General features: G+C 57.4%; 27 protein-coding genes. 7 read left to right on the top strand and 20 right to left on the bottom strand.

Annotated features, from left to right (window positions below):
- Positions 1 to 30: 30 nt before the first annotated feature.
- The 15 genes from L0Y14_RS05305 to L0Y14_RS05235 all read right to left on the bottom strand — a co-directional run bounded on the left by L0Y14_RS05305 (position 31) and on the right by L0Y14_RS05235 (position 11,761).
- Entirely contained in the window at positions 31 to 438 is a 408-nt protein-coding gene (locus tag L0Y14_RS05305; protein ID WP_005965752.1) for a hypothetical protein, read from the bottom strand.
- A 128-nt stretch (positions 439 to 566) separates the two neighbouring features.
- The gene (locus L0Y14_RS05300) at positions 567 to 1,322 is read right to left on the bottom strand and encodes a TVP38/TMEM64 family protein (RefSeq protein WP_240991660.1); all 756 of its coding nucleotides are present in this window, start codon (positions 1,320 to 1,322) and stop codon (positions 567 to 569) included.
- Positions 1,323 to 1,326: 4 nt separating this feature from the next.
- Positions 1,327 to 1,680 carry a heavy-metal-associated domain-containing protein gene (locus L0Y14_RS05295; RefSeq protein ID WP_081417769.1) on the bottom strand — a complete coding sequence of 118 codons (354 nt, stop codon included), beginning with the start codon at positions 1,678 to 1,680 and terminating at the stop codon, positions 1,327 to 1,329.
- A 19-nt stretch (positions 1,681 to 1,699) separates the two neighbouring features.
- Positions 1,700 to 1,924 carry an SHOCT domain-containing protein gene (locus tag L0Y14_RS05290; protein ID WP_005965749.1) on the bottom strand — a complete coding sequence of 75 codons (225 nt, stop codon included), beginning with the start codon at positions 1,922 to 1,924 and terminating at the stop codon, positions 1,700 to 1,702.
- A gap of 13 nt (positions 1,925 to 1,937) precedes the next feature.
- The gene (locus L0Y14_RS05285) at positions 1,938 to 4,586 is read right to left on the bottom strand and encodes a heavy metal translocating P-type ATPase (RefSeq protein ID WP_006474910.1); all 2,649 of its coding nucleotides are present in this window, start codon (positions 4,584 to 4,586) and stop codon (positions 1,938 to 1,940) included.
- Positions 4,587 to 4,596: 10 nt separating this feature from the next.
- The gene (locus tag L0Y14_RS05280) at positions 4,597 to 5,037 is read right to left on the bottom strand and encodes a MerR family DNA-binding protein (RefSeq protein ID WP_006474911.1); all 441 of its coding nucleotides are present in this window, start codon (positions 5,035 to 5,037) and stop codon (positions 4,597 to 4,599) included.
- 31 nt (positions 5,038 to 5,068) lie between these two features.
- Positions 5,069 to 5,416: a hypothetical protein gene (locus L0Y14_RS05275; protein ID WP_005966593.1), complete on the bottom strand. Its 348-nt coding sequence runs from the start codon at positions 5,414 to 5,416 to the stop codon at positions 5,069 to 5,071.
- Between the two features lie 97 nt (positions 5,417 to 5,513).
- Positions 5,514 to 5,915 carry a DUF302 domain-containing protein gene (locus L0Y14_RS05270; protein WP_005966592.1) on the bottom strand — a complete coding sequence of 134 codons (402 nt, stop codon included), beginning with the start codon at positions 5,913 to 5,915 and terminating at the stop codon, positions 5,514 to 5,516.
- A 31-nt stretch (positions 5,916 to 5,946) separates the two neighbouring features.
- Complete coding sequence (locus L0Y14_RS05265) at positions 5,947 to 6,399, bottom strand: c-type cytochrome (protein WP_050799384.1); 453 nt, start codon at positions 6,397 to 6,399, stop codon at positions 5,947 to 5,949.
- 25 nt (positions 6,400 to 6,424) lie between these two features.
- Positions 6,425 to 6,868 (bottom strand): DUF4399 domain-containing protein, encoded by a 444-nt coding sequence (locus tag L0Y14_RS05260; protein WP_005966586.1) that lies wholly within the window; start codon positions 6,866 to 6,868, stop codon positions 6,425 to 6,427.
- 9 nt (positions 6,869 to 6,877) lie between these two features.
- Positions 6,878 to 7,375: a DUF411 domain-containing protein gene (locus tag L0Y14_RS05255; RefSeq protein ID WP_005966583.1), complete on the bottom strand. Its 498-nt coding sequence runs from the start codon at positions 7,373 to 7,375 to the stop codon at positions 6,878 to 6,880.
- Between the two features lie 11 nt (positions 7,376 to 7,386).
- Positions 7,387 to 7,893 carry a c-type cytochrome gene (locus tag L0Y14_RS05250; protein ID WP_039960753.1) on the bottom strand — a complete coding sequence of 169 codons (507 nt, stop codon included), beginning with the start codon at positions 7,891 to 7,893 and terminating at the stop codon, positions 7,387 to 7,389.
- A 68-nt stretch (positions 7,894 to 7,961) separates the two neighbouring features.
- Complete coding sequence (locus tag L0Y14_RS05245; RefSeq protein ID WP_006474917.1) at positions 7,962 to 8,660, bottom strand: copper resistance protein B; 699 nt, start codon at positions 8,658 to 8,660, stop codon at positions 7,962 to 7,964.
- Positions 8,661 to 8,673: 13 nt separating this feature from the next.
- Positions 8,674 to 10,635: a copper resistance system multicopper oxidase gene (locus tag L0Y14_RS05240; protein ID WP_006474918.1), complete on the bottom strand. Its 1,962-nt coding sequence runs from the start codon at positions 10,633 to 10,635 to the stop codon at positions 8,674 to 8,676.
- Positions 10,636 to 11,305: 670 nt separating this feature from the next.
- Positions 11,306 to 11,761, bottom strand: coding sequence for a Spy/CpxP family protein refolding chaperone (locus L0Y14_RS05235; protein WP_006474919.1), 456 nt, complete (start codon positions 11,759 to 11,761; stop codon positions 11,306 to 11,308).
- 199 nt (positions 11,762 to 11,960) lie between these two features.
- Between L0Y14_RS05235 and L0Y14_RS05230 the strand changes: the two genes are divergently transcribed.
- From L0Y14_RS05230 to L0Y14_RS05220, 3 genes are read left to right on the top strand one after another with little or no spacing between them, the layout of a single operon-like run.
- Entirely contained in the window at positions 11,961 to 12,686 is a 726-nt protein-coding gene (locus tag L0Y14_RS05230) for a response regulator (protein ID WP_005966376.1), read from the top strand.
- 14 nt (positions 12,687 to 12,700) lie between these two features.
- A complete protein-coding gene (locus tag L0Y14_RS05225) occupies positions 12,701 to 14,095 on the top strand; it encodes an ATP-binding protein (protein ID WP_005966377.1) in 1,395 nt (464 codons plus the stop codon).
- A complete protein-coding gene (locus L0Y14_RS05220; protein WP_005966378.1) occupies positions 14,092 to 14,958 on the top strand; it encodes an alpha/beta hydrolase in 867 nt (288 codons plus the stop codon). Before L0Y14_RS05225 ends, L0Y14_RS05220 begins: the two co-directional genes overlap by 4 nt.
- A gap of 35 nt (positions 14,959 to 14,993) precedes the next feature.
- Here the strand turns inward: L0Y14_RS05220 and L0Y14_RS05215 are convergent, their stop codons facing one another.
- A complete protein-coding gene (locus L0Y14_RS05215) occupies positions 14,994 to 15,830 on the bottom strand; it encodes a DNA ligase (protein WP_005966379.1) in 837 nt (278 codons plus the stop codon).
- A 160-nt stretch (positions 15,831 to 15,990) separates the two neighbouring features.
- On the opposite strand from L0Y14_RS05215, the gene L0Y14_RS05210 reads away from it, so the two are divergent.
- Positions 15,991 to 17,907: a RecQ family ATP-dependent DNA helicase gene (locus L0Y14_RS05210; protein ID WP_006474923.1), complete on the top strand. Its 1,917-nt coding sequence runs from the start codon at positions 15,991 to 15,993 to the stop codon at positions 17,905 to 17,907.
- A gap of 226 nt (positions 17,908 to 18,133) precedes the next feature.
- Here L0Y14_RS05210 and L0Y14_RS05205 read toward each other — a convergent pair whose 3' ends face one another.
- Entirely contained in the window at positions 18,134 to 18,367 is a 234-nt protein-coding gene (locus L0Y14_RS05205) for a Wadjet anti-phage system protein JetD domain-containing protein (protein ID WP_138921851.1), read from the bottom strand.
- Between the two features lie 11 nt (positions 18,368 to 18,378).
- The gene (locus L0Y14_RS05200; protein WP_006474924.1) at positions 18,379 to 18,591 is read right to left on the bottom strand and encodes a DUF3322 domain-containing protein; all 213 of its coding nucleotides are present in this window, start codon (positions 18,589 to 18,591) and stop codon (positions 18,379 to 18,381) included.
- Positions 18,592 to 19,009: 418 nt separating this feature from the next.
- Here L0Y14_RS05200 and L0Y14_RS05195 point away from each other — a divergent pair, with 418 nt between their 5' ends.
- Positions 19,010 to 20,212 (top strand): DUF438 domain-containing protein, encoded by a 1,203-nt coding sequence (locus L0Y14_RS05195; protein ID WP_305790622.1) that lies wholly within the window; start codon positions 19,010 to 19,012, stop codon positions 20,210 to 20,212.
- Between the two features lie 35 nt (positions 20,213 to 20,247).
- Entirely contained in the window at positions 20,248 to 20,523 is a 276-nt protein-coding gene (locus tag L0Y14_RS05190; protein WP_006474926.1) for a hypothetical protein, read from the top strand.
- A gap of 71 nt (positions 20,524 to 20,594) precedes the next feature.
- On the opposite strand, the gene L0Y14_RS05185 is transcribed toward L0Y14_RS05190, so the two are convergent.
- Both L0Y14_RS05185 and L0Y14_RS05180 read right to left on the bottom strand, forming a co-directional pair.
- Positions 20,595 to 21,731 (bottom strand): CapA family protein, encoded by a 1,137-nt coding sequence (locus L0Y14_RS05185; protein WP_006474927.1) that lies wholly within the window; start codon positions 21,729 to 21,731, stop codon positions 20,595 to 20,597.
- Between the two features lie 89 nt (positions 21,732 to 21,820).
- Complete coding sequence (locus L0Y14_RS05180) at positions 21,821 to 24,322, bottom strand: HAD-IA family hydrolase (protein ID WP_251859267.1); 2,502 nt, start codon at positions 24,320 to 24,322, stop codon at positions 21,821 to 21,823.
- Between the two features lie 582 nt (positions 24,323 to 24,904).
- Between L0Y14_RS05180 and L0Y14_RS05175 the strand changes: the two genes are divergently transcribed.
- On the top strand, positions 24,905 to 25,591 hold the full coding sequence (locus tag L0Y14_RS05175; RefSeq protein ID WP_005966626.1) for a protein-L-isoaspartate(D-aspartate) O-methyltransferase: 687 nt from the start codon (positions 24,905 to 24,907) through the stop codon (positions 25,589 to 25,591).
- Positions 25,592 to 25,599 lie beyond the last annotated feature (8 nt).

Here is a 25,599-nt window from a genome sequence, read left to right as displayed (position 1 = left end):
CTGAAACGCTGGTCAGACAACAGGTGGGTATCAGATACGCAGGCAGCAGAAACTCAGGCGCGGGGGGATGGGAACCGGTGGGGCTGAGAAGGAGAACAGGATCTCGTCACGGGGTGGCCCCCTGACCGGACGCAGATCCGCCAGATCTTTAGAGACCAGAACCGACCGATCGATGCGTTCGAAGCCCAGGAGATCGGAATCGCGCTGCGGCAGGGCCTGCCGCAGGTTGAGATGGCCAGTATCACAATGGCATTGAAGATCCGCCATCTTGGGCATATGGCAATGGTGACCATCCGCCATGACCCGATGAGAATCCTCTCCCATCGGCATGGAGTGCTGCCCGAGGCCAGCCAAGGCACCCTGCCCCCAGGACAACAGCAATACCACCACTAACATCCAGGTGGTCAATCGCAGATTGTTGTCGTGGGTCAAGGACATCTTAAAATGTCTTACTTCTCAAAGCGTTCATTATGTTTCAGATAGAGACACGACGGGTAACGAAGGGTTCCATCATTGCGTGCTGGATTTGATCAGATATCGTGACCGGTCACAAGTCTGTCCCATCCCTACCGATCCACGGTCGATTTACCTGACACATCGATCCGGTCAGTAACTCTACGCCCATGCCATTTCACGAGTATCGTGGCAATGATCGGCACCAATGTCAGCCCACCCAGCAACAGCACGCTAGCAAGCACCTGCTCCAGGCTCGACGAGGTCAACTCACCGCCGAAGTGGGCCAGCAGAAAACTCGCGGGGATAAGACCTGTCAAGGTCGCTAAGGCAAATCGCCAGGTCGTGATTGGGGTCAACCCGGCACCATAGCTCACCAGATCGAAAGAGAGGAAGGGTATCAGCCGCGAAACGAATACCATACCCATCAGGAAATTCTGGGAGCCCAGCCAGCCCAATCTCAAGCGGCTGCCGAATACCCTAACCATCAGCTCATAACCAAGCAACCGGGCAATCCAAAAAGCTCCCATTGCCCCGCTGGCGGCACCAGCCACCACATAGACAGTGCCCCAGGTATGCCCGTAGGCGGCGCCGGCCGCCAAGGCAATCGGTGCGCTGGGAATGGGATTGATAATGATGGCTATCGCCATCAGAACGATAATCGTGACCGGCCCCCAATACCCCAGTTCCGAAATCCAGGCTTTCAGCTCATCGACATCTGTGACAGTGGCCAGCATCCCAAGCTCCTTTAGCAGGTAGTAAGCAGACACAAGAACCAGTACCAAAAGCCCGAGCAAAAGGATTCGTCGAATAACGGGATTCATCCGGTCATCTTTCACGACAAGTGTAAACAGAAATGCATCACCCACCCCTCTACTTGGGTGGCTTATTGCAACAGGCCGGAGGCGGGGCATGTGCATTGTCTCTGGCATTGGTATCGGTAAATTCAAACCAACTGCCCTTAAACCGACACCACCAATTGTCTAACGGCGGAAAGCCGGCGCTTTCCAGCGCCTCCACAATGGCTTGGTAAGCCGACTGGCTGGCGTCGTATCGCACGATGAGCTGGTGTTTTTCCACATCCGTAGCCATATTGCGGACACCCGATAAAGCACGGACTGCATCTTCCACTGCCATCGCATCGGCAGCATGAACCAGTGCCGGTATCTTGATCCTGCGCCTGACTTCCCAGGTGCCTACAGGTTTCATGGAATCTTGCGTTTTCATCACTTACTCCGGACTCTATTCAACCACCCAAATCCTCTCGTTTTTTCTCGAACTCCTCTTGATCAATCTCACCCCTTGCATAGCGCTCCTTCAGGATGTCCAGTGCAGACTTTTGCGTTTCAGGTGAATCATTACTACTCCCCCCAGCCGCCTTTACAGCCCACACAATCACAACGATCAAAAGGATCCAAAACAACCACATAAAGCCACCGCCAAAACCCATACCAAAACCGTTTCCCATCATGATCTCCTCTTCGTTAAATCGTTACTCGCCTGAGTCTGAGTGCATTACCAATCACGGACACCGAGCTAAAGCTCATGGCGGCCGCAGCAAGTATCGGTGATAACAACAGACCAAAAACGGGATAGAGCGCACCGGCGGCTACCGGCACACCGAGAGAATTGTAGATAAAGGCGAAGAAGAGGTTTTGGCGGATATTGCGCATGGTCGCCCGGCTTAACCGCCTGGCACGCACGATGCCGCGCAGGTCACCCTTGACCAGGGTCACGCCGGCGCTCTCCATCGCCACATCGGTACCGGTACCCATAGCGATACCGACATGGGATTGCGCCAGAGCTGGGGCGTCGTTGATGCCATCTCCCGCCATCGCGACCGTATGACCCTCCGCCTGGAGCTTTCTGACGATCTCGGCCTTCTGGTCCGGCAGCACTTCGGCCTCGACCCGGTCGATACCAAGCTGGTCAGCCACAGCCTGAGCGGTCGTTTGATTATCACCCGTCAGCATGACCACCTTTACACCCTCGACATGCAGATCACGAATGGCCTGTGGTGTAGATGCCTTGATGGGATCAGCCACACCAATCAGTCCGGCAGCCTGACCGTCAATGGCCACGAACATGACCGTCTGTCCCTGTGCGCGACCAATTTCGGCCTCTGCAAGCAAATTGCCCGAATCAATCGACAGCCCCTCTAGCAGTGTGAGGTTGCCGAGCGCCACCGTTCGCCCATCGACAGTGCCGGTCACGCCTTGGCCTGTGATCGATTCGAACCGGTCAGTGGAAGCCAAGCTGACACCCCTCTCCTCGGCACCACGGACAATGGCCTCCGCCAGCGGGTGTTCACTGGCCCGTTCCAGACTGGCGGCGAGACGCAGCATCTCATCTTCTTCGAAACCTTGGCTGACCTGAATGGAAACCAGCTGCGGCTTGCCCTCGGTCAGGGTGCCAGTCTTGTCCACCACCAGGGTGTCCACCTTCTCCATAATCTCCAGCGCCTCGGCGTTCTTGATCAGTACGCCCAGGGTCGCCCCCTTGCCGGTACCGACCATGATCGACATGGGTGTCGCCAGCCCCAACGCACAGGGACAGGCGATGATGAGCACCGCCACGGCATTGATCATGGCGTGGGCCAGGCGCGGCTCGGGGCCAAAAAAGCCCCAGACAATCAGAGTGAGTACGGCGATCATCACCACCGCTGGCACGAAGTAGCCAGCAACGATATCCGCCAGCTTCTGGATCGGTGCCCGCGAACGCTGGGCCTCGCTGACCATGCGTACGATCTGGGCCAGCAGGGTATCACTCCCCACTTTCTCCGCCTGCATCAGCAGGCTGCCAGTGCCATTTACGGTGGCACCAATCAAGGATTCACCCCGGGTCTTCTCGACCGGTATCGGTTCCCCGGTGACCATCGACTCATCGACAGCACTACTGCCGTCGGTCACCACGCCATCCACCGGCACTTTCTCTCCTGGCCTGACTCGAAGGATGTCGCCAGGCATAACCTGTTCCAGCGGAATGTCATCTTCGGTGCCGTCCGCACGCACGATGCGTACCGTGTTGGGGGCCAGCCCCAGCAACAGCTTGATGGCCGCATTGGTGCGGCTGCGGGCGCGCAGCTCCAATACCTGCCCCAGCAGTACCAGGGCCGTAATCACGGCTGCCGCCTCGAAGTAGACGGGGACCGTCCCGCCTTCGTGCAGCATGTTGGCAGGAAAGATGGCCGGAAACAGCAGGGCGACGACGCTGTAGATCCAGGCCACCGCCACACCCAGTCCAATCAGGGTGAACATGTTGAGATTCCAACTCACCACCGACTGCCAGCCGCGCACGAAGAAGGGCCAGCCACCCCACAGGACCACCGGCGTGGCCAGGGTGAACTCGATCCATTGCACCGTCTTCATGGATAGACCGGCCGGCAGCCAGCTGGGCATGAGATCCGCCACCATCGCCAGCAAGAAGAGCGGCAGAGCCAGCATGGCGCTCACCCAGAAGCGCCGGTTCATATCGATCAGCTCTTCGTTTTTCTCCTCCACCTCGATAGTGCGCGGCTCCAGCGCCATGCCACACTTGGGGCAATTACCGGGATGGTCCTGCACGATTTCGGGGTGCATCGGGCAGGTGTATTCGGTGCGAGTCACCGCCACCGGTTCACCCATCGGCTCCAGAGCCATGCCGCACTTGGGACAGGGACCAGGATGCGCTTCCTGGATCTCCGGATGCATGGGACAAGTGTAGACAGCGCCGGCCACGGGCGGATGCGCAACATCCTTCGCAGCGTGATCATGTTGACAGCTGTGACAGCTATCAACATCGGCGTGTTCCTGCTCTGCCGCCTGATCCATCTCCTTATCATTCAGATAGGCGGATGGATCAACCGCGAACTTCTTCTCGCAGTGTTCACTGCAGAAACGATATTCGACACCCTCAAAATGGAATCGATATTCGCTTTCCGCTGAGACATCCATACCACAGACCGGATCAGTATCCGGGGAGGGCTTCAGATAGTGTTCTGGCTGAGCACGAAACTTGTCGAGACATGAACCGCTACAGAACCCATATTCGATATGGTTATATATGTAGCGGTGAGGGCTCTCGGGATTGACATCCATGCCACAGACCGGATCGACACCGTTCCAGGTTTCAAGTTTCTTTGCTGGATGTCCCATGGTTGTCTCCTTAGCTATCTGCGTGACAGGGTTTTTTATCTTCGTTGCTTTCGATCGACTCGATGAGATGGCACACGCTGTTGCCATCGGTAATCCCGTTTGGCATCAGCTTCCACTGTTCCAGTGCCTGTTCCATGCGAGCCTGCAGTTTCATCATCTCCTCGATCTTGACCCGGTTCTCCTGAATACGATGCTGGATGATCTTTCGCACATCGTCACAAGGCGACTCACCCATATCCCCATGCCGGGTGATCTGTTTGATCTCATTCAGGGTAAAGCCAAGATGCTTGGCCATGCGGATAAAACGGATCCGAGTTGCATCGTGTGACGTAAAGAGGCGGTAACCATTCTCCTGCTGTCCGGCAGGCTGGATCAGACCGATACGCACGTAGTAGCGAACCACATGGGCCGGTGCATCGCTCTGTATCGCAAGTTCATGAACTGTGAGCATCGATCTGTTCCTCCTGCCAGCCGACTGTTTGCTATTTCTTCTGCAACTCAACCAACTGTTTCAGCAGTGCCTCTATGTTGGCCATGTGCGTTTCCATTTTCTTCATATGCTCCTGCATCATGGCCTGCTTCTCCTGCATCATCTTCATCATGGGCATACTGTCCTTACCGCCCCCCATCATCGGCATGTTGCCCTGGCCCTTCATCCCGGCCATTCCACCCTGTTGGCCACTCATCATCGGCATCTGTCCACTGGACATGGGCATTCCGGAAGACGGATTTGCCGCACCTTCAGCGTAATGCTCGGAATCGGCAATCGCTGCAAAAGAAACGGAAGCCAGAAAAACGGCCATGCTCATGGTTTTCGTTATCGCCATCATCTCTGCCTCTCTATTTGGAATAATCTCGCTGTAATCAGCTGGTATACTTATCGTACAACCTGCGTGTTACACACAGGTCAAGGGTCTTTTGGTACGATCAGTCAATCGTGCTTCCACCCATCGCCTGGCGCACACGAAGAAGTCTGGAACGCACCTCTTTCGCCAGCTCAGCAATATCGTCCCGATCGACCAGATTCAAGACCGCCTCCGGATCCATGAATGCAACGGTGATCGTTCCATCCTCCTCTCCTCGTATCACCACATTGCACGGCAGCAGGAGTCCGATATCGGGCTCTGCATCAATGGCCTGGTTGGCAAGGGGCGGGTTGCAGGCACCAAGAATCTTGTAGGGCCTCTTCTCCAGACCCAGTTTTTTCTTCAGCGTGGCCTGCACATCAATCTCGGTCAGAATGCCGAATCCCTCATCCTTCAACGCACCGATTAACTTCTGTTCGATCTCGTCCAGGTTCCCCGTCAGTCGGGTTGAAAAGCTGTACATCTCTTCTATTCCTCTATTTGTTAATGAAAACCTATAGCGTTCTCAAGAAATGGATGATCTTCCATCGATCCTCGATGCCAAGTGTCTCCTTGAATGCCGGCATGGCGGTATTGAATCGCTTGCCGCCTTCACTGATGGTCCAGATGAGATAGTTGTCCCGGGCCATCATGCGCATTTGCATAAAATGGTTGATATTGGCTGGTCGCGGTGAAAGCGGCTTGCCTGCCGGGCCATCGCCATAACCCTGCTTGCCGTGGCAGGCAGCGCAGTTGGCCTGATAGAGCTGCTCGCCCTCAGCTATGACCGCATCTGAGGCAGGCAATGAATTGCGCATATCTCTGTAGGGTTCAGGAACACCCACCCGCATACCCTGATGATGCCTGGCCACGCTATGGTTCATCATCATGCCGCCAGCCAGAGTGACACCAGTCACCAACAGCAACGCCAACGCACCCAATCCAAATTGGCCTGCTCGTTTATTCATAACGGCTTCCTTTAGACACAGAATCTCACTGCACGGTGATCGTGATCTTGCCGGAAATCAGTGGTGGATCCTGGGGTTCATGTTGCTCATCACCCAGTAACAACTGAAGCGTGTGTCTACCGGGGGGGAGTTCCAGCAGGGTTTCGGTCTCTCCCTGATCGAAATGGATGTGGTGTGCATCACTTGGGATGGCCTCATCCATATCCGGTGTTTGATCCAGGTCCACCAGAAGGTGGTGATGGCCTGCAGTATGCCGCCGCTTGCCGGTGGTCCCGGCAGGGGTAATACCGAAACCCTCGATCCCAAATTTCACTTTGAATGGACTTTTTACCACTGCTCCATCCGCAAGGCCGATGAAATAGACCCTTGCCTGTTCTGATGGCGAGTGCGCCATCACGATGGTTGTCCCCAGCAGCAGTGCCATTATCAGAACGGGTGTGATAACTGAAACAAGACGCTTCTTAATCATCTCTATCTCCTACTGATTGCGCCTGGCATACACGGTGGTTTTTCCGTTTGCCTGGAAGGTCACAACGTCATAAGGATCTTCCCTCGGCCCTTCCATCCCTGGCGAACCCATGGGCATGCCGGGCACAGCCAGGCCTTTGATAGATGGTTTTTCTTTCAATAGGCGGGCAATCACATCGGCAGGCACGTGCCCCTCAATGACATACTCACCCACTTTGGCGGTATGGCAGGACTGCAGATGACGCGGCACGCCCAGCTCTGCTTTCACCGGATTCATGTTGCGCTGGTTGTGTACTTCCACCGTATAACCGTTCTCTTTCAGATGACTGACCCAACCCTTGCAACAGCCGCAGGTCGGGCTTTTATAGACAACTACATCGGCCGCTTTAGCCGGTTGTTGAGTGAGTAATACGCCTCCCGTAACCAGCGTGATTCCGGCCAGCAACCAAGCAGCGAGCTTTGCGTAAGCAGGTGTTTTCTTTGACTTCACGATTCTCTCCTTTGTCATAATCTTTCTCCTTAGCCCCCATTGATTGGCCGTATGGATTTACTGGCCTGAGCATTCCGCTCATACCACACACGGTAGATCTCATCGGACCAGTGGGTCTGCACCCAGGCCAGAATGTCGTCGATCTGCTGATTGTTCAGTTTGTCGGCAAAGCCCGGCATGGTCCCGCCAAGAGGAATACCTCCCCGTTGCACGGTTCGATGCAAAACGGATAACGGGTGGTGCCAGGTGTGTGCAGTACCGTTTAATGGCGGCGGAGGATACTTGCCCTCAGCATCGGGTTCTTTCCAGTTCGGTGTACCTGAGGCATCCGACTTATGACAGCTGGCACAATTTGTCTGGAACAGTACATTGCCTCTTGCAACCTGCTCTTGGTTGTACCAACGCTGGACGGACGGAGACACCGGTGGCGATGCGACTTGTTTATCGACGCTGGCCGTCGCGTTTTGCTGGTCACTGCAACCGGCGAGCCCAATCAGGCTGGACAGCAACAGCACACCCAATAATCGTTTCTTCATGTTTCAGACTCCTTCGGTTTCATCCCACCGGCCCTTCCTCTGGGCCGGTGAAAAGTGTTGTTGAAAGATCAGAACCAGGCCCGAATACCAGCAACGAACTGAACATCGCTGGTGTCCTCACCCTCGTCTCTGGCGAAGTCGGCGGTCTGGCCGAATTTATTCGTCCAGTTGACGCCAATATAGGGTGCAAACTCGCGCCGTACCTCGTAGCGCAACCGCAGTCCCAACTCCATGTCGGAGAGACCGGAGCCAATGCCGACCGCTGCGTCGTCCTTGCTGTAGAGATTCATCGCGATCTCGGGGGACAGGATCAGTTTTTGCGTGAACATATACTCATATTCCGCATCCAGTCGGGCACCGATCTGCCCCGATTCACCAATGAACACTCCCGTATCCACCTCGAACAGATAAGGCGCCAGGCCTTTGAATCCGAAGGCCAGAAAGTCACGGTCCGGTTCCGGTTTAATATCCCGACGCCAGCCAACCTGGAGATCCCAGAAGGGTGCGATGGCACGGCTGTAGAGAAATTGCACTTCAGCCTCTTCCGTTTTGCCATCCACCCGTTCCACATCGGTCTTGAACCAGAACTTGTTGAGGTCGTATCCGACCCAGGCATCCGCTTCCAGTACCAGTGGATTGGGGCCATCTGTACTCCTGATCTCCAGCTTGTCGATCATCACCTTGTAGAGCAGCGGATCATCTGCCCCGCCGGCAAAGACGGGAGCGGATAGTCCGATCGCCATCAAAGCAGCTACTGTCTTTTTCATAATCTTTGCCTCCTCAACTGACGATGACGGTGCGGAACATGCCGAGCATGTGGTAGAGCAGATGGCAGTGGTAGGCCCAGCCACCCTCCGCGTCCACGGTGACCCGGTAGCTAATCCGGGAGCCAGGCTGCACAATCACGGTGTGCTTGCGCGGGATGAAGTTGTTGTCGCCGGTCTCCAGATCACTCCACATTCCGTGCAGATGCATCGGGTGATTCATCATGGTGTCGTTGACGAAGGTGATACGCAGGCGTTCACCCAGCTTCCAGCGCAGGGGTTCGGCATCGCTGTGTTTGACGCCGTTGATCGACCACATGTAACGCCCCATGTTGCCGGTCAGATGGAGTTCGATCTCCCGGTCCGGCTCACGGTGATCGTGGGTGGTGCGCAGGTTGCGCAGATCAGCGTAGGTGAGAACACGACGGCCGTTATTACGCAGACCGACACCGGGATCATCCAGCCGGTACTGAGGCACATCAGCGCGCATGTCTACATGGGGGCCGTATTCGGTTGCAGCATGATGAACGGGGCCTGCGGTAAAGTCCGATGGATTGGGCTTCATTGCCGGCTTCGCTGACGGTGCTTGAGCCAACTGCATGCCGCCCATATCCATGCCGGCCATCTGGTGCTGGCTATGGTCCATGCCTGACATCATCTTCCCATCCGGCATCTGATGCTGGCTGTGGTCCATACCCGACATCATCTTCCCATCCGGCATCTGGTGCTGACTGTGGTCCATACCCGACATGTCATGTCCGGTGTGGTTCATCATGTTCATGCCCATATCCCCATGCCCCAGATTCGGTACCGGATCCATCTCGGGGATCGTAGCCGTCAATGAGGGATCGGGTGTCAAAGTCCCCCTGGCATAACCAGAGCGGGCGATATCCTGGGCGAAGATGGTGTAGGCCGTGTCGTCCTTAGGCTCGACGATAACGTCATAGGTCTCCGCCACGCCCATGCGGAACTCATCCACCGTCACCGGCTCGATGTACTGACCATCCGCTGCCACCACAGTCATCTTCAGGCCGGGAATGCGTACATCGAAGAAGGTCATAGCTGAACCGTTGATAAAGCGCAGACGGACCTTCTCGCCTCTCCTGAACAACCCTGTCCAGCCATCCGCCGGAGTCTGGCCATTAGTCAGAAAAGTGTAGGTATAGCCGGTCACATCAGACAGGTCGCGCTGACTCATGCGCATCTGATTCCACATCTTGCGGTTGTTCCAGGTAGCGGCCAGCCCCTTCTCCTTGAGGTCCTTCATCAGGTCGGTGTGGGTACGCTCATTGAAGTTGTAGTAGTGGCTGAGCTTCTTCAGCTTGGCGTAGACATCGGTGGGGTCTTCATCGGTCCAGTCGGAGAACATCACCACATAGTCCCGATCGTAGCTGAAGGGTTCCGGCTCCCTGGGGTCGATGATGATAGGACCGTAGAGCCCGGTCTGCTCCTGAAACCCGGAATGGCTGTGGTACCAGTAGGTCCCGCTTTGGGCCACCGGAAACTGATAGGTGAAGGTTTCACCCGGCTTGATTCCATTAAAGCCGGTAGCGATGCCAGGTACACCGTCCATCGCGCTCGGCAGGATGATGCCGTGCCAGTGGATGGAACTGGTTTCACTCAACAGGTTAGTTACCCGCATCGTCACGGTATCGCCTTCCCGCCAACGCAGGATGGGGGCCGGCAGTGAACCATTGACGGTGGTGCCGATACGTGGCGCGCCGGTGAAATTGACCGCCTGCTCACCGATGGTCAGATTGAAATCGGTGCCGCGCAGGGTCTGTGGTCCCTGCTGTTTCATAGCGGCAGCAAGGGCGCTGGAACCCAGCCCTAGGCCGGCGACAGCACCACCCATCGCCAGCCCCTGTACAAATCGGCGGCGCGTCAGACAGACGCCCTCCAGGGATGGAGAAGTGTCGCGAGAGGCAGGACGCCGAAAGCGACCGCCCCCCTTGATTGGGTCGTTAATACTACTCATGGAGTTATTCTTCCTCTGCAAGTCAGCAGCAGACATAACGCTGCTGACCGATGGTCAACAAACAGTTGTCACAAGAGCGATCCCTGAAAAACCAGAGATCAACAGCAGGGAAGTCAGGCCCTGGGCGGGCGGAAGAGGAAAGAGGAGAGTTGGTTTATGAAACCGTCATCCGCCGATAGTGATACGGGGTTAACAGTCAGCATTGTAGGGTGAGAAAAGACCGAGAACAGCGCCAGCACACAGGAAGTACAATGACTGGAGGAGCAGCTATGACCGGTACAGTCATTGCCGGCATTGCACTGCTCACAATCGTGGGTTGTATGGTCCATAACAGCCATACCCGCACTACTCTCATGCATGCCCGACATCTGATGCACCCCCTTCTCCTGGCCGGAGGAAGCGGCAAAACCGGCTATCGCACCCTGCAGTGGAGCAAATCCCAGCAGCAGCATGAGCAAAATGGCCAGCAATCTTTCAGAGAGTCGGTGCATGGAGGTAGATCATACTGAGATTCATTCTTGTTTCAATGTTTTTTGGCAAACGCTTTCCAGAAAAGTTCCTTGAAGCAGGGAGAACATAAGGCAGGTGTCGGAGCCAAGCCGTCCAGTGTACCAGGCAAACAGAACACGGCAGCACGGTTTGACTCCGACCTCTTGGAAGAGATGCTCTCTTACCGAAGAGCGTGATGCAGCCCAATCAGGTTACCGGCCCTGGCCTGCTGTTCGGGGGTCAGTACGCTGTACAGATCACGACTGGCGGTAGTGACCTTTTGCATCTGTTCCAGCCCCTGCTGACGGAAAGTGAAGCGCTGTTCAGGTGCAATCGACCCGCTGCCAAACATGCTCTGTCGATGAGAAGCCATCAGTCCGGCCTTGCCTTTCACAGCCTCTGTATAAGCGTTCCAGGCACTCTCCTGGTCGGCCGTAATACCCAGTGTACTTCTCAGTCCGATCAGCTGCTGATCCGCATAGGCCACCGGACCACCGCCCATCATCCCATGGTGACCACCCCAGCCGGGGCCAAAACCAGGACCATATCCACCGTGGGCGAATACACCGTTGACCAGACCAATAACAAGTACGGAAGCGGCAGCGACACCCAGAAATTGTTTGGTTGTCTGTTTCATGACTCTCTCCTTTTTGCGTTACAGTGAATCGAATCGGTTGTTCAGGCTCTTGCCTTGATTTCTATAAAACCGCACTTGTGTAAGCCGTCAGTGTCGAAAAAGAGGCGTTTTGTAATCTTATGTAACAGGGGCCTTGAGAATTACCGAGCGTTACAATTCACTCCCGCACAAGTAGAAAAAACCCTTTAGATTTGGAGCCATGGACACCCCTCAAGACCACATATTGGTCGTCGATGACGACCCCGAGATCCGACACCTGCTCAAGACTTATCTGGAGAAGAATGGTTACCAGGTCACGACAGCGGCAGAGGGCACCGGCATGTGGATGGCGTTGGACCAGGCCCGCATCGATCTCATCACCCTTGATCTGATGCTGCCCGGCGTTGACGGAATGGAGCTCTGCCGTACCCTGCGCACGCGTTCCAGGATTCCGGTGATCATGCTGACGGCACGAGGCGATGAGATGGATCGCATCCTGGGTCTGGAGATGGGAGCGGATGACTATCTGGCCAAGCCTTTCAGCGCCAGGGAGCTGCTGGCCCGGATCAAGGTGGTACTGCGCCGGGTACGGGACCTGCCCATCGACCCGCTGGCGGATGCCCCGGAGCGGCTCATATTCTCCGACTGGATCCTGGACACCCGAACCCAGCACCTCACCTCACCCGACGGTCTGGTGGTCCCCCTGAGCAACGCCGAGTATCGGCTATTGCACGTGCTGCTGACCCACCCCAACCGAGCACTCACCCGCGACCAATTGCTTGACCTGACCCAGGGGCGGGACGGCGGCCCCTTTGACCGCAGTATCGACGTCCTGATCGGCCGGTTGCGCAGACGCCTCGGCGACGATGCCAAGCAGCCAAAACTGATCAAGACCCTACGCGGTCGCGGCTACTTGCTCGCAAGCAAGGTCTCGTCAGCCATCTGAAGGGGAGACTCAAGGTGCCAAAATCACTTTTTGGAAGGCTGGTACTGTTGTTGCTGACGGGCCTGGTCCTGGCTCAGTTGCTCTCGGCTTTCATCCTGTTGCGTGACCGGGGACAGGTACTCTACGAGTCCATTCGAGAGAACCTGATCGTCCGTACAGCAGGCATTGTCCGCCTCCTTGACTCCCTTCCCGCCCATGATCGCCAACAGCTAGTGCCATTATTGGCCAGCCCGGAGCTACAGATCACCCTCTCTGAGCAACCGGCTTCAATCCCGGAAGCGGATCAGAATTCCCATCCCACTTCCGAGATGGTCAGACATCAACTGCTGAAACAGCTGCCGCAGAATACCGAGGTACGGGTCTCCATCGAAAGCTCGGTCATGGAGCCGCAGATGCCGCAGATGCACCGCCAACATATGATGAGCGGTGGCCCCATGTCAGGCCCCTGGGCCTACATGCACGGACTGCATACCATGGCACAATTTTTCCACATCCAGGTGAGGTTACAAGACGGCACCTGGGTACGCTTCGAGCGCGGTCTTTCCGAGCGCATGTTCGATTGGCCAACTCGGCTCCTCATCGTCCTGGCTATTTTGCTGATCAGCGTAATCCTGCTCTCACTCATCGGCGTACGTTCGATCATCCGTCCCTTGCGGGATCTGAGGCGAGCGGCGGAAGGGCTCGGCAAGGATATCCAGCAGCCGCCACTCAAAGAGACCGGCCCCGCCGAGGTCAAGGATACGGCGAAAGCCTTCAATACCATGCAAACTCGCCTGAAAAACTATATCGAAGACCGGGCGAGTATCCTCGCGGCAGTCTCCCACGACCTCAAGACACCACTGACCCGAATACGTCTACGCACGGATCTAATGGACGACGAGGAACTGCGGGCAAAGACCGAAAAGGATCTCGATGATATGGAGTCCATGGTGAGCGCAACTCTGGACTTCATGCGGGGTACCGAAACAAGAGAACCCAGCCAGCGCCTGGATCTGATGGCACTGCTGGAAAGCATTCAGGAGGATGCCCAGGAAGCGGGCAAGGATGTGCAACTCCATGGCCAGATAATCGCGCCCTACGATGGCAAACCTCTGGCGCTGAAACGCTGTATCGTCAACCTGGTGGAGAACGCCGTGCGCTATGGCGGGCAAGCCGATATCAGGATTGAAGATACAGAAACAGAGGTTGTCATATCCATCTGCGACAAGGGTCCAGGCATTCCCGAAGGGTCACTGCAGAAAGTATTTGACCCATTCTTTCGTCTGGAAAGCTCCCGTGCCCAACAGACTGGAGGGACGGGACTAGGTCTTGGGATTGCGCGAAACATCGCGCGCGCCCATGGCGGCGACCTAATTTTGCATAACCGCTCCGAGGGCGGACTCTGCGCCAAGCTGAACCTGCCGCGATGAATACCCTGATACTGATTGCGCTCGCCTTGTTGGCGGGAGCCCTCCTGACACCGATTTTGATTCACCGGGCCTATCGCGCTCCGAGGATCCAGGAGCATAGATCGCCAGCGGATCTAGGGCTGCCCTACCGGGCCGTGCGCATCCCAACCGCAAACGGCAAGCGCCTGTTTGCCTGGTTCATTCCACTCCCGGAAGGCATCAAAAACGGCCCTGCGGTGGCCGTGATACATGGCTGGGGCGGCAACGCCGGGCACATGCTGCCGTTCGCCTCCCTGCTCCATCACGAAGGCTATGCCGTACTGCTGCTAGACGCCCGCAATCACGGCAACAGCGATGATGACAGTTTCTCTTCCATGCCACGCTTCGCCGAAGATCTCGAGCACGGGCTCGACTGGCTGGGCCGCCAGCCACGCATTGACCCGCAGCGGCTGTACCTGCTCGGCCACTCTGTGGGGGCAGCTGCGGCGCTGCTGGTAGCCTCCCGCCGACAGGATCTGGCCGGCGTGATAAGCATCGCCGCCTTCGCCCACCCCGTAGAGATGATGCGCAGGCAGATGCGCTCGCACCATATTCCATACCTGCCCATCGGCTGGCTGGTGCTGCGCTATATCGAACGGACCATCAAGGCCAACTTCGATGATATCGCCCCCTGCAACACCATCCGGCAGGGGAGCTGTCCGGTGCTGCTGGTACACGGCGAGGAGGACGAGAGCGTTCCGCTGGCGGATGCACGGCGGATATATGCCAACCGCCTCGACGACCGGGTGAAACTGCTGCTATTGCCTGAAACCGGCCACGACTCCAGGGAGGCCATCTCCACACACGGTGAATCGCTGCTGGCGTTCCTCCGGCGAAGTGCATAGGGATTGCCCATCGCCATGGGGCGGAGAGATGCGGGTTAACGCGTATCGCCAACCCGCAGAAACGACGCAAAGCGCGGAATACCGTTGTTGGTAAAACCCTGATACTTGAATGTGATCACACTGCCGACCGCAGGTGGCGCCGCGCGTTCCCGATCTGTCAGGCCGGAGCCGATATAGAAGCGCTTGTTTCCCTCGATCTCTACCCATAGGGCCCCGGTCATTCCGTGGTATTTCCCCTTGCCAGGCCGATAGCCAACCACCCTACCCTCCATATCATCAAAGCGTTTTACCTTGAGGGCGTTGGGACTGCGGCCTGTTTCGTAAGGGCTGCCAGGATTTCTCAATACCACTCCCTCGCCACCGGCCGCATCCACCGCCATCAGCCGCGTCATAACATGGGCAACATCTCGACAAACGGCTTGAGGGATAATCCGCAACTGCTCAACCGAATCACGCGCCAAGTATTGCCGCAGTCGCCCCAAGCGGGCATCCAGACCGCCCGGCGCATTCGGTACCTCGAAGATGTTGTAGGTGATGCGGCGCCAACCCGGGTGCGGCTGATCGCGCGACGTAATGGAGAGGATCTCTTCAAAGCGCCCCCTGGCGATCCACAATTCACCGTCCAGTTCAAAAGGGGGAAGCTTCTCGGTAAACCAGCTGGGGGCAGCAAACAGCTTGCCCTGGCGCGACAGCAGCTGTCGGCCGTCCCAATAGGCCCGTACGCCATCGAGCTTCTCGCTCATAAACCAGCCGCTGACATCCATCCCCGGCCGATACTTCGTCAGCAGCAGGAGATCCAGCGCCGCGGCATGGGCCGTCAAGGTAACAAACAGCACCAACAACCAGCCCAAACAGATCCCTGTCCTCTTCATTGATCACAGCTCCTTGTTGATCGAGTCAGCACAGACGCTAACAATCGACCGGTAGTGATGGCAATCACCGCCACATCTGAAATGGCCCTCGGTCCGCGATTGGGGGGATAATGGAGCGATCATGCACACTATTCCCGATAGCCGGGGACAGGAGGTCCCCATGTCATCAAGGATTCAGACGGCCCTGCACCACTATTTTGGCTTCACCGAGTTACGCCCCGGCCAACAGGCGGTGATGCAACATCTACTCGACGGCCACTCAGCGACTGCTGTGTTCCCCACCGGTGGCGGAAAATCCCTCTGCTATCAGTTACCCGCGCTGTTGCTGCCCGGCGTAACTTTGGTCGTCTCGCCACTGATTGCGCTGATGAAGGATCAGATAGATGCGCTCACCGCACGCGGCATCAGCGCCTGCCGACTCGACTCCTCACTCACTGCCGATGAGTACCGGAAGGTGGTGCAGCAACTTAAAAGCGGTGAGCTGCGGCTGCTCTACGTCGCCCCAGAGCGGTTCAATAATGAGCGATTCAGGGCGATGTTAAAGCCTATCCAGATCGCCCTGTTTGCCGTGGATGAGGCACACTGCATCTCGGAATGGGGGCACAATTTCCGTCCCGACTATCTCAAGCTGGCGGGGTTCGCTCGCCAGTTCGGCGCCGAACGCATACTGGCTCTGACGGCCACCGCCACGCCAGCAGTGCTGGAGGATATCTGCCGGCTGTTCGAGATCAAACCAGACTGCGCGGTGAGCACTGGCTTTTACCGCCCCAACCTCAACATCGAGACCACCGTAGTCGAGGCGTCAGAGCGCGACCGGGTGTTGCTCGAGGCGATCAGCCGCAATCCCCCCGGCCCGGTCATCGTCTATGTCACCCTGCAAAAGACTGCCGAGGCGGTTGCCCAACGGCTTGCCGATGCCGGGTTACCCGCCCGCGCCTATCACGCCGGACTCAAGGATGATATCCGTGGCGAGGTCCAGGAGTGGTTCATGAGAGCCAGCCACGCCATCGTGGTCGCCACCATCGCCTTCGGCATGGGGGTGGACAAGGCGAATATCCGTGCGGTCTATCACTACAACCTGCCCAAGAGTCTGGAGAACTACTCGCAGGAGATCGGCCGTGCCGGGCGTGACGGCGCACCTTCAGTGTGCCAAATGCTGGTCTGCCCCGACGACCTGAACGTGCTGGAAAACTTCGTCTATGGCGACACCCCAGATAAAGCCGCGTTGTATGGTCTAATCGATGAGCTGTTCGCTCAGGAGCCGAGCTTCGACGTCAGCCTCTATACCCTGTCGGCCCGGCACGACATCCGCCCGCTGGTGTTGCGAACGCTGCTTACCTACCTGGAGTTGGCGGGCTATCTGGAAGGCGGCACCCCCTTCTACGCTGACTACAAATTCAAACCCCTGCAAAGCTCAGCCGAGATCCTCTCCCGCTTCAAGGGGGAACATCGTAATTTTCTCGCCGCCCTGTTTCGGCATGCGGTCAAGGGCAGAATCTGGTTCAGCATTGATCCGACCGAAGCCGCCGTAGCGCTGCAAACAACCCGCGACAGGATCGTACAAGCGCTCGAATGGCTGGGGGAGCAGCAGCTACTAGAGGTGAAGGTCGCCGGCATACGCCACCGATTCCAGCGGATGCGACAACCGGACACCACCGAGGCTTTGGCCAGTGAGCTGTACCAACGCCTCATCAAACGGGAAGACGCAGAGATCCATCGTCTGCAACAGATATTGGATCTGGTCACCCTGGACGGCTGTCAGAGCAACGCCCTGGCACAGCATTTCGGCGAACAGCGTGAAGCCCCCTGCGGCCATTGCAGCTGGTGCCGACGTGGCAGTAGCGAGCTCCCGCCACGCCGAGCACAAACAATCAGTGACACATTCTGGCAGGAGGTCAGCGCCGTCAGGCAGGAGCAGACCGAAATACTGATGCAGCCGCGCCTGTTGAGCCGTTTCCTGTGCGGTATCACATCGCCGCGCCTGAGCCGGAGCAAACTGACCCGCCACCCCCTGTTTGGCAGCTTGGAGAACGTATCCTTCATGACCGTGCTGAGCCAGGCCCAGAAGAGCATCTAGCAGGCTGTTGAAATTCGCTCAGGTGAGTGCGTGGCAAGGCAAAATCGGGCGAAAAAGCGCAGTTTACTGAAGTAAATGAGCATTTTGAGGCCGATTTTAACGCCGGATCGCGCCGCCTGAGTAGAATTTCAACAACCTGCTAGGCGAAACTCCCGCTCCTTACCTACATCCATGTAGGCATGGATGCCAATATCAAGCGTGTCGATGAAAGCAGCACAGGTGCCTATCACTTTCCGGAGTTTAAGGGGAGAGGGCTGATCGTCTGAAGTCTCGTATTGAGGCGACCGAACGGGATCCGCTCCTGCTCCAACCGAATATTGTTTCTCAAGCGATCTTCATACAACAGCCGATAGCACATCTGCCCCTCGCTATCGAGATGTGGCAACCGGGCGGTCGTGCGTTTGCTGGAACTCTCCTCCACCCAGGCGTCGAATAGCGCCTCCAGCGTGCTAGGCTCCATCAGTAGCGACTTCACATGGGGGAAATAGACCCCGCCGTGAAACGCTCGAACTCACAGGTTTTGCGCAGATAACCCAACAGATCGTCCTGGCGATCGAAGACCAGTTGCTGCGGCAGTCGCTGACGCCCCAACTGGCGATGATTGGCCTCTGCGTACTCGATCCGGTAGCCGGCGCCTTGTTCTAGCGCTGTCTTTCCATCACGCACCTGGTTGTAGTCGGCCATCAACGCCTTAGCGCCCGGCCTTCCCACTGGGATACGCAGGGGAAAGGAAAAGCACCTCCTCTCCCAGCCAGGCACGTAAGGCCCGGCCACTGCTCCAGTAGCACTCGGTCTTTTGACGTAGTTCCTGATGTGTCAGCACGGTTCAATCATCTGGCTAGAGAGAACTTCAGGGGTCGGAGTCGAGTCAGCTACGAAGTTACTGCACCTGTATCGCATTGATCTTGCATCAAGCCACACCCAACAGACTCGCTCTTGACTCTGACCCCGGGAGAGCTGCATCTCCTCACTTTTTGGTTTAGGTCAATTGATCGGTCCCGGCACATGGCTAAAATGCGCTTCCTTTGTGCCCAGCCTGTCGGGATAGCTTGTCGGTGGTGCGCACAAGTAACGATACGCCAAACTTTGCCAGGGGCCTGTTTTGAGTGAATTTCTGACCCAGTCTTGCAGTGACATACTGACCACCATCCTTCGTGACCTCTGTACCGGCGGTGACCCGGATGCCGCCATGCACCACTTTGGGGACGCATGTGAGTCGCTGGATAAGGAGACATTTTCCTCGATTATCGAGGAGCTGGAAGAAGAGGGGCTATTTGTCCAGTCCAACCCCAAAGTGGCCGCCTTCTATCACGACGTGCTGGTGGAGAAGCTGGCCGCCGGGCAACTGAAGCAGTTCGAACCAGGCCACCCAGTGAGGGTCTATCTGGAAGAGAACCGCCTGCTGCGTGCGCTGTTTGCCGAGATCAATCAACTGGACCCTCTCACGGAGAGAGAGGGATTCGAACGGCTGTTCCAGCAGATCGCCGGGGTGGAGCTGCACTATGTGCGCAAGGAAAACCAGCTGTTCCCCTGTCTCGAACGCCACGGCTGGGACTCCCCGAGCAAGAACATGTGGGCCTTTCACGACGACATCCGAGCCAGGATCAAAGAGGTCCGTCTGGTACTGGAGGCGGGGGATATGCAGCAGGTGGCACTGCTGTTTCCCCTGCTACAGGACGAGATGACACGCTTGATGAGCGTGGAGGAGACCCGGCTACTACCCAATGCGCTGCAGCTGCTGGATAAGTCCGAGTGGCAGGCCATGCGAGCTGGCGACGAAGAGATAGGCTGGATGCTGAATGAGACACCGCCACCCTATCCAGCTCCTGTAGAGGAGGAGGCGTATGTGCACCCCTCCCAGGTTGAGCGATCAGGTGAACTGCCCTTCGCCACAGAGAACCGTTTTCACTATGACGAGGGGTATATGACCCCGGAGCAGGTGAATCTCATCTTTCGCCACCTGCCGCTGGATATCACCTACGTAGACGAGAATGACCGGGTGGTCTTCTATAACCGGGGTGAGGATCGTCTATTCCCGCGCAGTGCAGGTATCATTGGCAGGGAGGTACGTTACTGTCACCCACCGAAGTCGGTGGACACAGTGTTGCGAATCCTGGAGGAGTTCAAACGCGGCACCAAGGATGTGGCGGATTTCCGCCTTCACGTGAAGGGCCGGTTTGTGCAGATCCGCTATTTTGCAGTGCGTGACGAGGCGAAGAACTATCGAGGCGTTCTCGAGATGTCCCAGGATATTACGGACATCAAGACCCTGGAGGGGGAACAGCGGCTGCTGGACTGGGATTAAATCCCGGCCCTACAGGGGGCCGGCGGAGGAACATCATGCAATCCGAACCGGAAAAACTGCTCAAGCGGCACGCAAAGCTCGTTCACTCCGATATGCTCAAGGTGATCTCCCATGTGCAGCGGGACGAGGGGGAGTGGATCGTCAACACCCTGCTGGTGGAGGGGTATGATGTTTCCTTCAGCTACAAACGCAAGCAACGATACAAGAACATCACCGGTCAGCGGGTCAACCTGACCTACTACCCGGCAACCAAGATGGTCGCCGGGATCGAGTTTGAGGTGATGAACGTGGTAAGAATCAAGATCGCCTGAGGGCAGATTCAGTCACTCGCCATGGCACTGGAGGTGAACCGGCTCAAACCGGGCTGAGAAATCCGCCTAATTTATTGCCAATAGAGCTCAAAACGGCCCTGGGCATTCTCCTTTATCCCCGCACCGAGGCGGCCGCACTCTCTACCCATGGTTTGTGCCAGCCATCGTCTGTCTTGCATCGACGGTGTTTGCAGACGAAACCGCCTGATCTGCATCGGTGTCATCTGCAGGCGCAGCAACCTGCCGCTGTGCGGCTCCAGGGTAAGGAAATACATCAGCGTCAGGTCATCCCTGTACTGCGGAAAGCCACCGATGCCTTCGTAGTCGTTGAGGAAGTCGCCGCAGCCGTAGAGTATGAGGCGATCGTGGTAGATCTCGATCCCCTTGGGGTGATGGGAGGAGTGGCCATGTACCACGTCCACGCCCGCCCTGTCGATGAGGCCGTAGGCAAAGCGTTGTTGTTCACGGGCGATTGGGTAGCCCCAGTTACCGCCCCAGTGGATGGACACAACCACCAGGTCACCCGCCTGCTTTACCGTCGCCACTTGGCTGGCGACCTCCTCGATTCCCGCCTCGGACAGGCTCTCCATAAGACGGACTCCCGCCCGCCCGGGACCGGCCCGCCATGCCCGGGGCACACCACTGGAGGGGTGGGCAAAGGCCAGCACCATCACGCGCCGTCCACCAGCCAGTTCAAAGATTGCCGGTGCCTTGGCCTCCTTGCCGTTATACCCTGCACCTATGGTCTTTATGCCCGCTGCCTCCACGGTATCGAGTGTCTCCTTCAGACCGTCATAGCCCCAGTCCAAGACATGGTTGTTGGCCAGGATACAGCCGTCGATGCCGGCTGCCTCGATGCAGGGGAAGTTATCCGGGTGCATGCGATAGTTGATCCCCTTGCTCGGCCAGTAGCTGTCGCTGCGGGTGACGGCGGTCTCCAGATTGATCAGACGCAGATCCGGTGCCACCCGGATAAACTCCGTCAGCGCATCGCCCCAGATGTAATCGAAGGCAACCGGTGCCGGGATGGGGCCGTTGGCCTCTTCTGCAATCTCCACATAGCCCAGGGCTGAGGTCATATAGGATTCGTAGATCTCGGGGGATGAGGGGTTGGGCAGTACTTGGTCGATGCCGCGACCGGTCATCACGTCGCCACAGAGAAACAGCGTGACGGGATCGGTTTTGTTCTCTGCCTCATGATGAGTCATGCGCTGTGTCCTCGCCCTGGCCACGGCTCCGCTACCGAGGCCAAGCAGCCCCAGGCCCAGCCAGGAAAGCATCCGACGGCGTTGCACGGCTACTCCAGCATGGCGGCAAGCTGCGCCATCAAGGTGTCCTGGTCAGTGTAGAGCAAACCCCTCATCCCACAGCTGCAGGCCCGTTCTATATTGCCGGGTGCATCATCGATAAAGATGACCTGCTGTGGTGCCAGTCCCAAGCTCTGTACCGTGTCATCGAAGAGGGAGGCATCACGCTTGCCCTTGGCGAGCCGATAGCTGACGAAGGCGTGATCGAACTCACCGGCGAAGTGCTGCTGCTCATCCAGCAGGTCCAGCCAGTCGGTCTGATCACTGAGGATACCGGTCATGTAGCCACGCGCCCGCAGTTTCCGGACCAGTTGGATTATCCATGGTCGCACCACGAAGCGCGTCAGTACCTCATGCCGCAGTGAGACATCGTCACCCGTCATGCCCGTGCGCCTTCGCAGCAGATCCCAGAAGGCCGCTTCACTGCCTCTTCCCGTGACATAACCTGAGTCGTATACGGCGTCCATCGCCTGCGCCGGCAATGTCTCGGCATCCAGCCCCTGCTGCCTGGCGATCGCCCTGAGTCCTTCAACGAAGCCCTCCGCGGCGATGACCCCGCCAAAGTCGAACAAGATGGCGCAGATCTGGCTATCCTGTTTCTGTTTCATATTATTTGTTGAGTCCAGTTTAAGCGGGGGTTTGGCTAGGGTATTCATTGGAGATTCGAATACCTTCATGGATACGGGAAGTGCCACACGGGAACACGCAGCCCTTAGTTCATTATAAAGCTGCTGCGGGTTTCGCTGGTAACGGCGTGAGAAGTGAAACGGCACCAGGCGGGATACCCGGGCCTTGGTAGCGATCTCTCCCGCGGCACGGGTGGTCAGATGACCATTCTTCGCCGCATTCTCTGCATCACCCTCGCTGAAGGTGGCCTCACAGAACAGGGTATGAGCATTACGGGCCAGAGCTACCAGTTTTTCCCGGTTTTCTGGCGTATCGGCCAGGTCAGTGGCATACACCAGCTTCTTACCTGGCATCACCAGTATCAGTTCGTCGCCCAGTTCACCCACACTGGCCTCACTACCGTCTGGCAGGTAGACAGGTGCCTTCAGGTTGCCGGCCATGAGCTGCTGCTTCAGCTCAGTAAGCCAGGGTCCGGGCTCCAGTCCCCGTGTTTGCAGCCGATCCTTACGTACGTTGAGGGTCTTCGCCAGTTCCAGGGCATAGGCGAGCACCGGTGTATGGTGGTCCAGTTGCACCGTGCGAACCCGAAACCCCGACTCTTCCAGCAGGACACCGTCTGTTACCTCCACCTCTTCCAGCACCTCTCGCCCCGCTATGCCGGCCTGTAGGCGAACGCGTTTAAGACGTTGTCCGTGGAGTTCCGCCACTTCAAAGGCGGGGCCATTCTTACCGATGCGGTCCCACAGGAAGCTGTTGATGAAACAGACAACATGCTCTATCAGGCCCGGTGGTCCATAGATCCTGCAGGGTGGAAACTCGCCAAGCCGTGAACGCAACAGCCACTGAAAACCACTCAGGTGATCCATATGAGCATGGCTGATGAATACATCGCTCACCTGGTGGGCAACCCGTGCCGACAAACGACTTCCGTCTCCCAGATCAAACAGCATGCTGCGACCCAAATGACGGATGCGCAGATGCAGCAGGGGGTCGCCAAACACACCATTGAGCAGGGTCAGATCAAGCGCTCCGACCCGACCCACAATGCGTGGCCCGCCGCTTTCCTCTCCCAATGTCACCCCCTCTGGTTGGGGCAGATAGGCAATGCGCCCAGCGGCAAAGGATTCCGCCGTCTCCATCAGCCCACTGGTGCTACGGACCGCATCTCGTACCAGTAATGAATCTGCCGTGATGGTTTCCAGTGGCGCCATGACAGTCAGGCTGCCCTCCTCCAGGTGCAGTACCTCGGCCATGGCCTCGGTCCGGTTTTCTTTTAACAAGGCCACCTGCCTTCCAATCCAGGCTGCCTGTTCTTCAAGGGGTGGTGGTGTTCCAATGGGTCTGACTTCGCCCAGGTTCAGGCAATGTGTTTTCGCATCCGCCAAATAGCCGTCCCACTGCGCCGTACGCAGCCTGGCCCGCGTGCGTTTGCCGGGCCGCTTTACCACCGATGCGGTATGCACCAGGAATACCTCGGCAGCAAGGGCATGGAGTTCCTCAGCCAGGGGAGGAGATCGGCCCGTTGAGGTAAGGGCAAGCACCGTATCTATTCCTGCGGCCTCCACCAGCCCCGCCAGCAGCTCGCGGCCAGCCACGCCCCGTACCACTCCGGGGCTGTCCAGTAACATCACGCCGTTATTGCACAGCAGCGCCAGACGACGCACTGCAGTCACCAGGGGCAAACGAAAGCGGCCAGCATCCAGGGTACACAAGGATTCATAGGCAACGACCTGCCAGCCATCATTGGCCCATTGACCCAACGACAGGGTGCCGGGAACGCCAAATGCCGGGCTACCCGGGTCAGCACTGATACACAGGCAGCTACGGTCAGAATTGTCCAGCGTACGCGCCAATTCCGCAGCCAATGTTGACTTGCCAACACCTGATGGGCCGAACAGCAATATCTGCCTATCACCCGTGAGGAGGGTGCCAACAATATCAGTGGCGGAGCTGGGCAGAACGGGCCAGGAGTGTTTAGGTAAGTCAGTCGCCATTACATGAATGTAAATAGAGTTGAGCCCAATATCCACAGGCTCAAGAACGGACGCAGCCGGCATGGCAACTGTGGTCTATAGATTAAAGAGCAATGTACCGATTGCGATGTGCTTAAACAGGGTCGATAAGCGCAAAACACGACCTTGTTGCGCATCTAACTCAATCTACGTTTGCTTAGGAGGAGAAAATGGGGATCGCAACAAGCGCGAACATCCTCGACACGGCCCTGGCGGAGCAGGGCCAGCGACGTATCGAATGGGCATTGCAGGAGATGCCTGTCTTGTACGAGTTCATGGAGCGATTCCATGAACAACACCCGCTGCGGGGCACGGGGCCAACATTGTCATTACCGAGGTCGATCCGCTACGCACCCTGGAGGCGACCATGGAGATCATCATCAATGAGCTGACACATGAACAGCGGAGCTATCTTACTTCCTGGGAGCAGGGTACATGAGCACGCAGCGCGAGCGACAGCGGATGATCGACGATATCGAAAGCGAGATCGACTTCACCCGCAACATGATCGGCCGGGATCACTTCGAGCCGCGGGTCATGGCGGCCATGCGCAAGGTGCCGCGGGAGGAGTTCGTGCCCCCAGAGCTGAAACATGCCGCCTTTGACAATGGTCCATTGCCAATTGGTCACGGGCAGACCATATCCCAGCCCTACATCGTGGCCTTGATGACCGACTTGCTGCAGCCCGAGCCCGACCACACCATCCTCGAGATCGGCACCGGCTCGGGCTACCAGACCGCCATACTCTCGCAGTTGTGCAGGCGAGTCTGCACCATGGAGGTGATTCCGGAGTTGAGCGAGACAGCGAAGCGGCGTTTCGGGGAGATGGGCTATGACAATATCGATGTGCAGACCGGAAACGGCTACCTGGGCTGGCCGGAACATGCCCCCTACGATGGTGTCATCGTCACGGCGGCGGCCGGCCATATCCCCCCCGCCCTCGTAGAACAGCTCAGACCGGGAGGCAGGCTGGTGATCCCGGTCGGGCAGCCGTACAGCTATCAGGAACTAATGCTGGTAGAAAAGGACCGGGAGGGCAACAGCCATACTCGCAATATTCTCAGCGTTGCTTTCGTTCCCCTGGTGGAGACCATACCAACCGCCGGTAACGACCCAAGGTAGCGGCTATA

Origin of the sequence: Candidatus Endoriftia persephonae (assembly GCF_023733635.1) — a bacterium.
GTDB lineage: Bacteria > Pseudomonadota > Gammaproteobacteria > Chromatiales > Chromatiaceae > Endoriftia > Endoriftia persephonae.
This window is presented reverse-complemented; position numbering and strand designations above follow the sequence as displayed.

What these genes read in the sequence shown, in the direction of transcription:
- L0Y14_RS05275 (WP_005966593.1), bottom strand. Translation starts at nt 5,416, where the DNA reads ATGATGGCGATAACGAAAACCATGAGCATGGCCGTTTTTCTGGCTTCC.
- L0Y14_RS05235 (WP_006474919.1), bottom strand. Translation starts at nt 11,761, where the DNA reads ATGAAACAGACAACCAAACAATTTCTGGGTGTCGCTGCCGCTTCCGTA.
- L0Y14_RS05245 (WP_006474917.1), bottom strand. Translation starts at nt 8,660, where the DNA reads ATGAAAAAGACAGTAGCTGCTTTGATGGCGATCGGACTATCCGCTCCC.
- L0Y14_RS05205 (WP_138921851.1), bottom strand. Translation starts at nt 18,367, where the DNA reads ATGGAGCCTAGCACGCTGGAGGCGCTATTCGACGCCTGGGTGGAGGAG.
- L0Y14_RS05230 (WP_005966376.1), top strand. Translation starts at nt 11,961, where the DNA reads ATGGACACCCCTCAAGACCACATATTGGTCGTCGATGACGACCCCGAG.
- L0Y14_RS05290 (WP_005965749.1), bottom strand. Translation starts at nt 1,924, where the DNA reads ATGATGGGAAACGGTTTTGGTATGGGTTTTGGCGGTGGCTTTATGTGG.
- L0Y14_RS05285 (WP_006474910.1), bottom strand. Translation starts at nt 4,586, where the DNA reads ATGGGACATCCAGCAAAGAAACTTGAAACCTGGAACGGTGTCGATCCG.
- L0Y14_RS05265 (WP_050799384.1), bottom strand. Translation starts at nt 6,399, where the DNA reads ATGAATAAACGAGCAGGCCAATTTGGATTGGGTGCGTTGGCGTTGCTG.
- L0Y14_RS05190 (WP_006474926.1), top strand. Translation starts at nt 20,248, where the DNA reads ATGCAATCCGAACCGGAAAAACTGCTCAAGCGGCACGCAAAGCTCGTT.
- L0Y14_RS05210 (WP_006474923.1), top strand. Translation starts at nt 15,991, where the DNA reads ATGTCATCAAGGATTCAGACGGCCCTGCACCACTATTTTGGCTTCACC.
- L0Y14_RS05270 (WP_005966592.1), bottom strand. Translation starts at nt 5,915, where the DNA reads ATGTACAGCTTTTCAACCCGACTGACGGGGAACCTGGACGAGATCGAA.
- L0Y14_RS05255 (WP_005966583.1), bottom strand. Translation starts at nt 7,375, where the DNA reads ATGACAAAGGAGAGAATCGTGAAGTCAAAGAAAACACCTGCTTACGCA.
- L0Y14_RS05185 (WP_006474927.1), bottom strand. Translation starts at nt 21,731, where the DNA reads ATGACTCATCATGAGGCAGAGAACAAAACCGATCCCGTCACGCTGTTT.
- L0Y14_RS05295 (WP_081417769.1), bottom strand. Translation starts at nt 1,680, where the DNA reads ATGAAAACGCAAGATTCCATGAAACCTGTAGGCACCTGGGAAGTCAGG.
- L0Y14_RS05215 (WP_005966379.1), bottom strand. Translation starts at nt 15,830, where the DNA reads ATGAAGAGGACAGGGATCTGTTTGGGCTGGTTGTTGGTGCTGTTTGTT.
- L0Y14_RS05280 (WP_006474911.1), bottom strand. Translation starts at nt 5,037, where the DNA reads ATGCTCACAGTTCATGAACTTGCGATACAGAGCGATGCACCGGCCCAT.
- L0Y14_RS05175 (WP_005966626.1), top strand. Translation starts at nt 24,905, where the DNA reads ATGAGCACGCAGCGCGAGCGACAGCGGATGATCGACGATATCGAAAGC.
- L0Y14_RS05200 (WP_006474924.1), bottom strand. Translation starts at nt 18,591, where the DNA reads ATGGCCGACTACAACCAGGTGCGTGATGGAAAGACAGCGCTAGAACAA.
- L0Y14_RS05240 (WP_006474918.1), bottom strand. Translation starts at nt 10,635, where the DNA reads ATGAGTAGTATTAACGACCCAATCAAGGGGGGCGGTCGCTTTCGGCGT.
- L0Y14_RS05305 (WP_005965752.1), bottom strand. Translation starts at nt 438, where the DNA reads ATGTCCTTGACCCACGACAACAATCTGCGATTGACCACCTGGATGTTA.
- L0Y14_RS05260 (WP_005966586.1), bottom strand. Translation starts at nt 6,868, where the DNA reads ATGATTAAGAAGCGTCTTGTTTCAGTTATCACACCCGTTCTGATAATG.
- L0Y14_RS05250 (WP_039960753.1), bottom strand. Translation starts at nt 7,893, where the DNA reads ATGAAGAAACGATTATTGGGTGTGCTGTTGCTGTCCAGCCTGATTGGG.
- L0Y14_RS05220 (WP_005966378.1), top strand. Translation starts at nt 14,092, where the DNA reads ATGAATACCCTGATACTGATTGCGCTCGCCTTGTTGGCGGGAGCCCTC.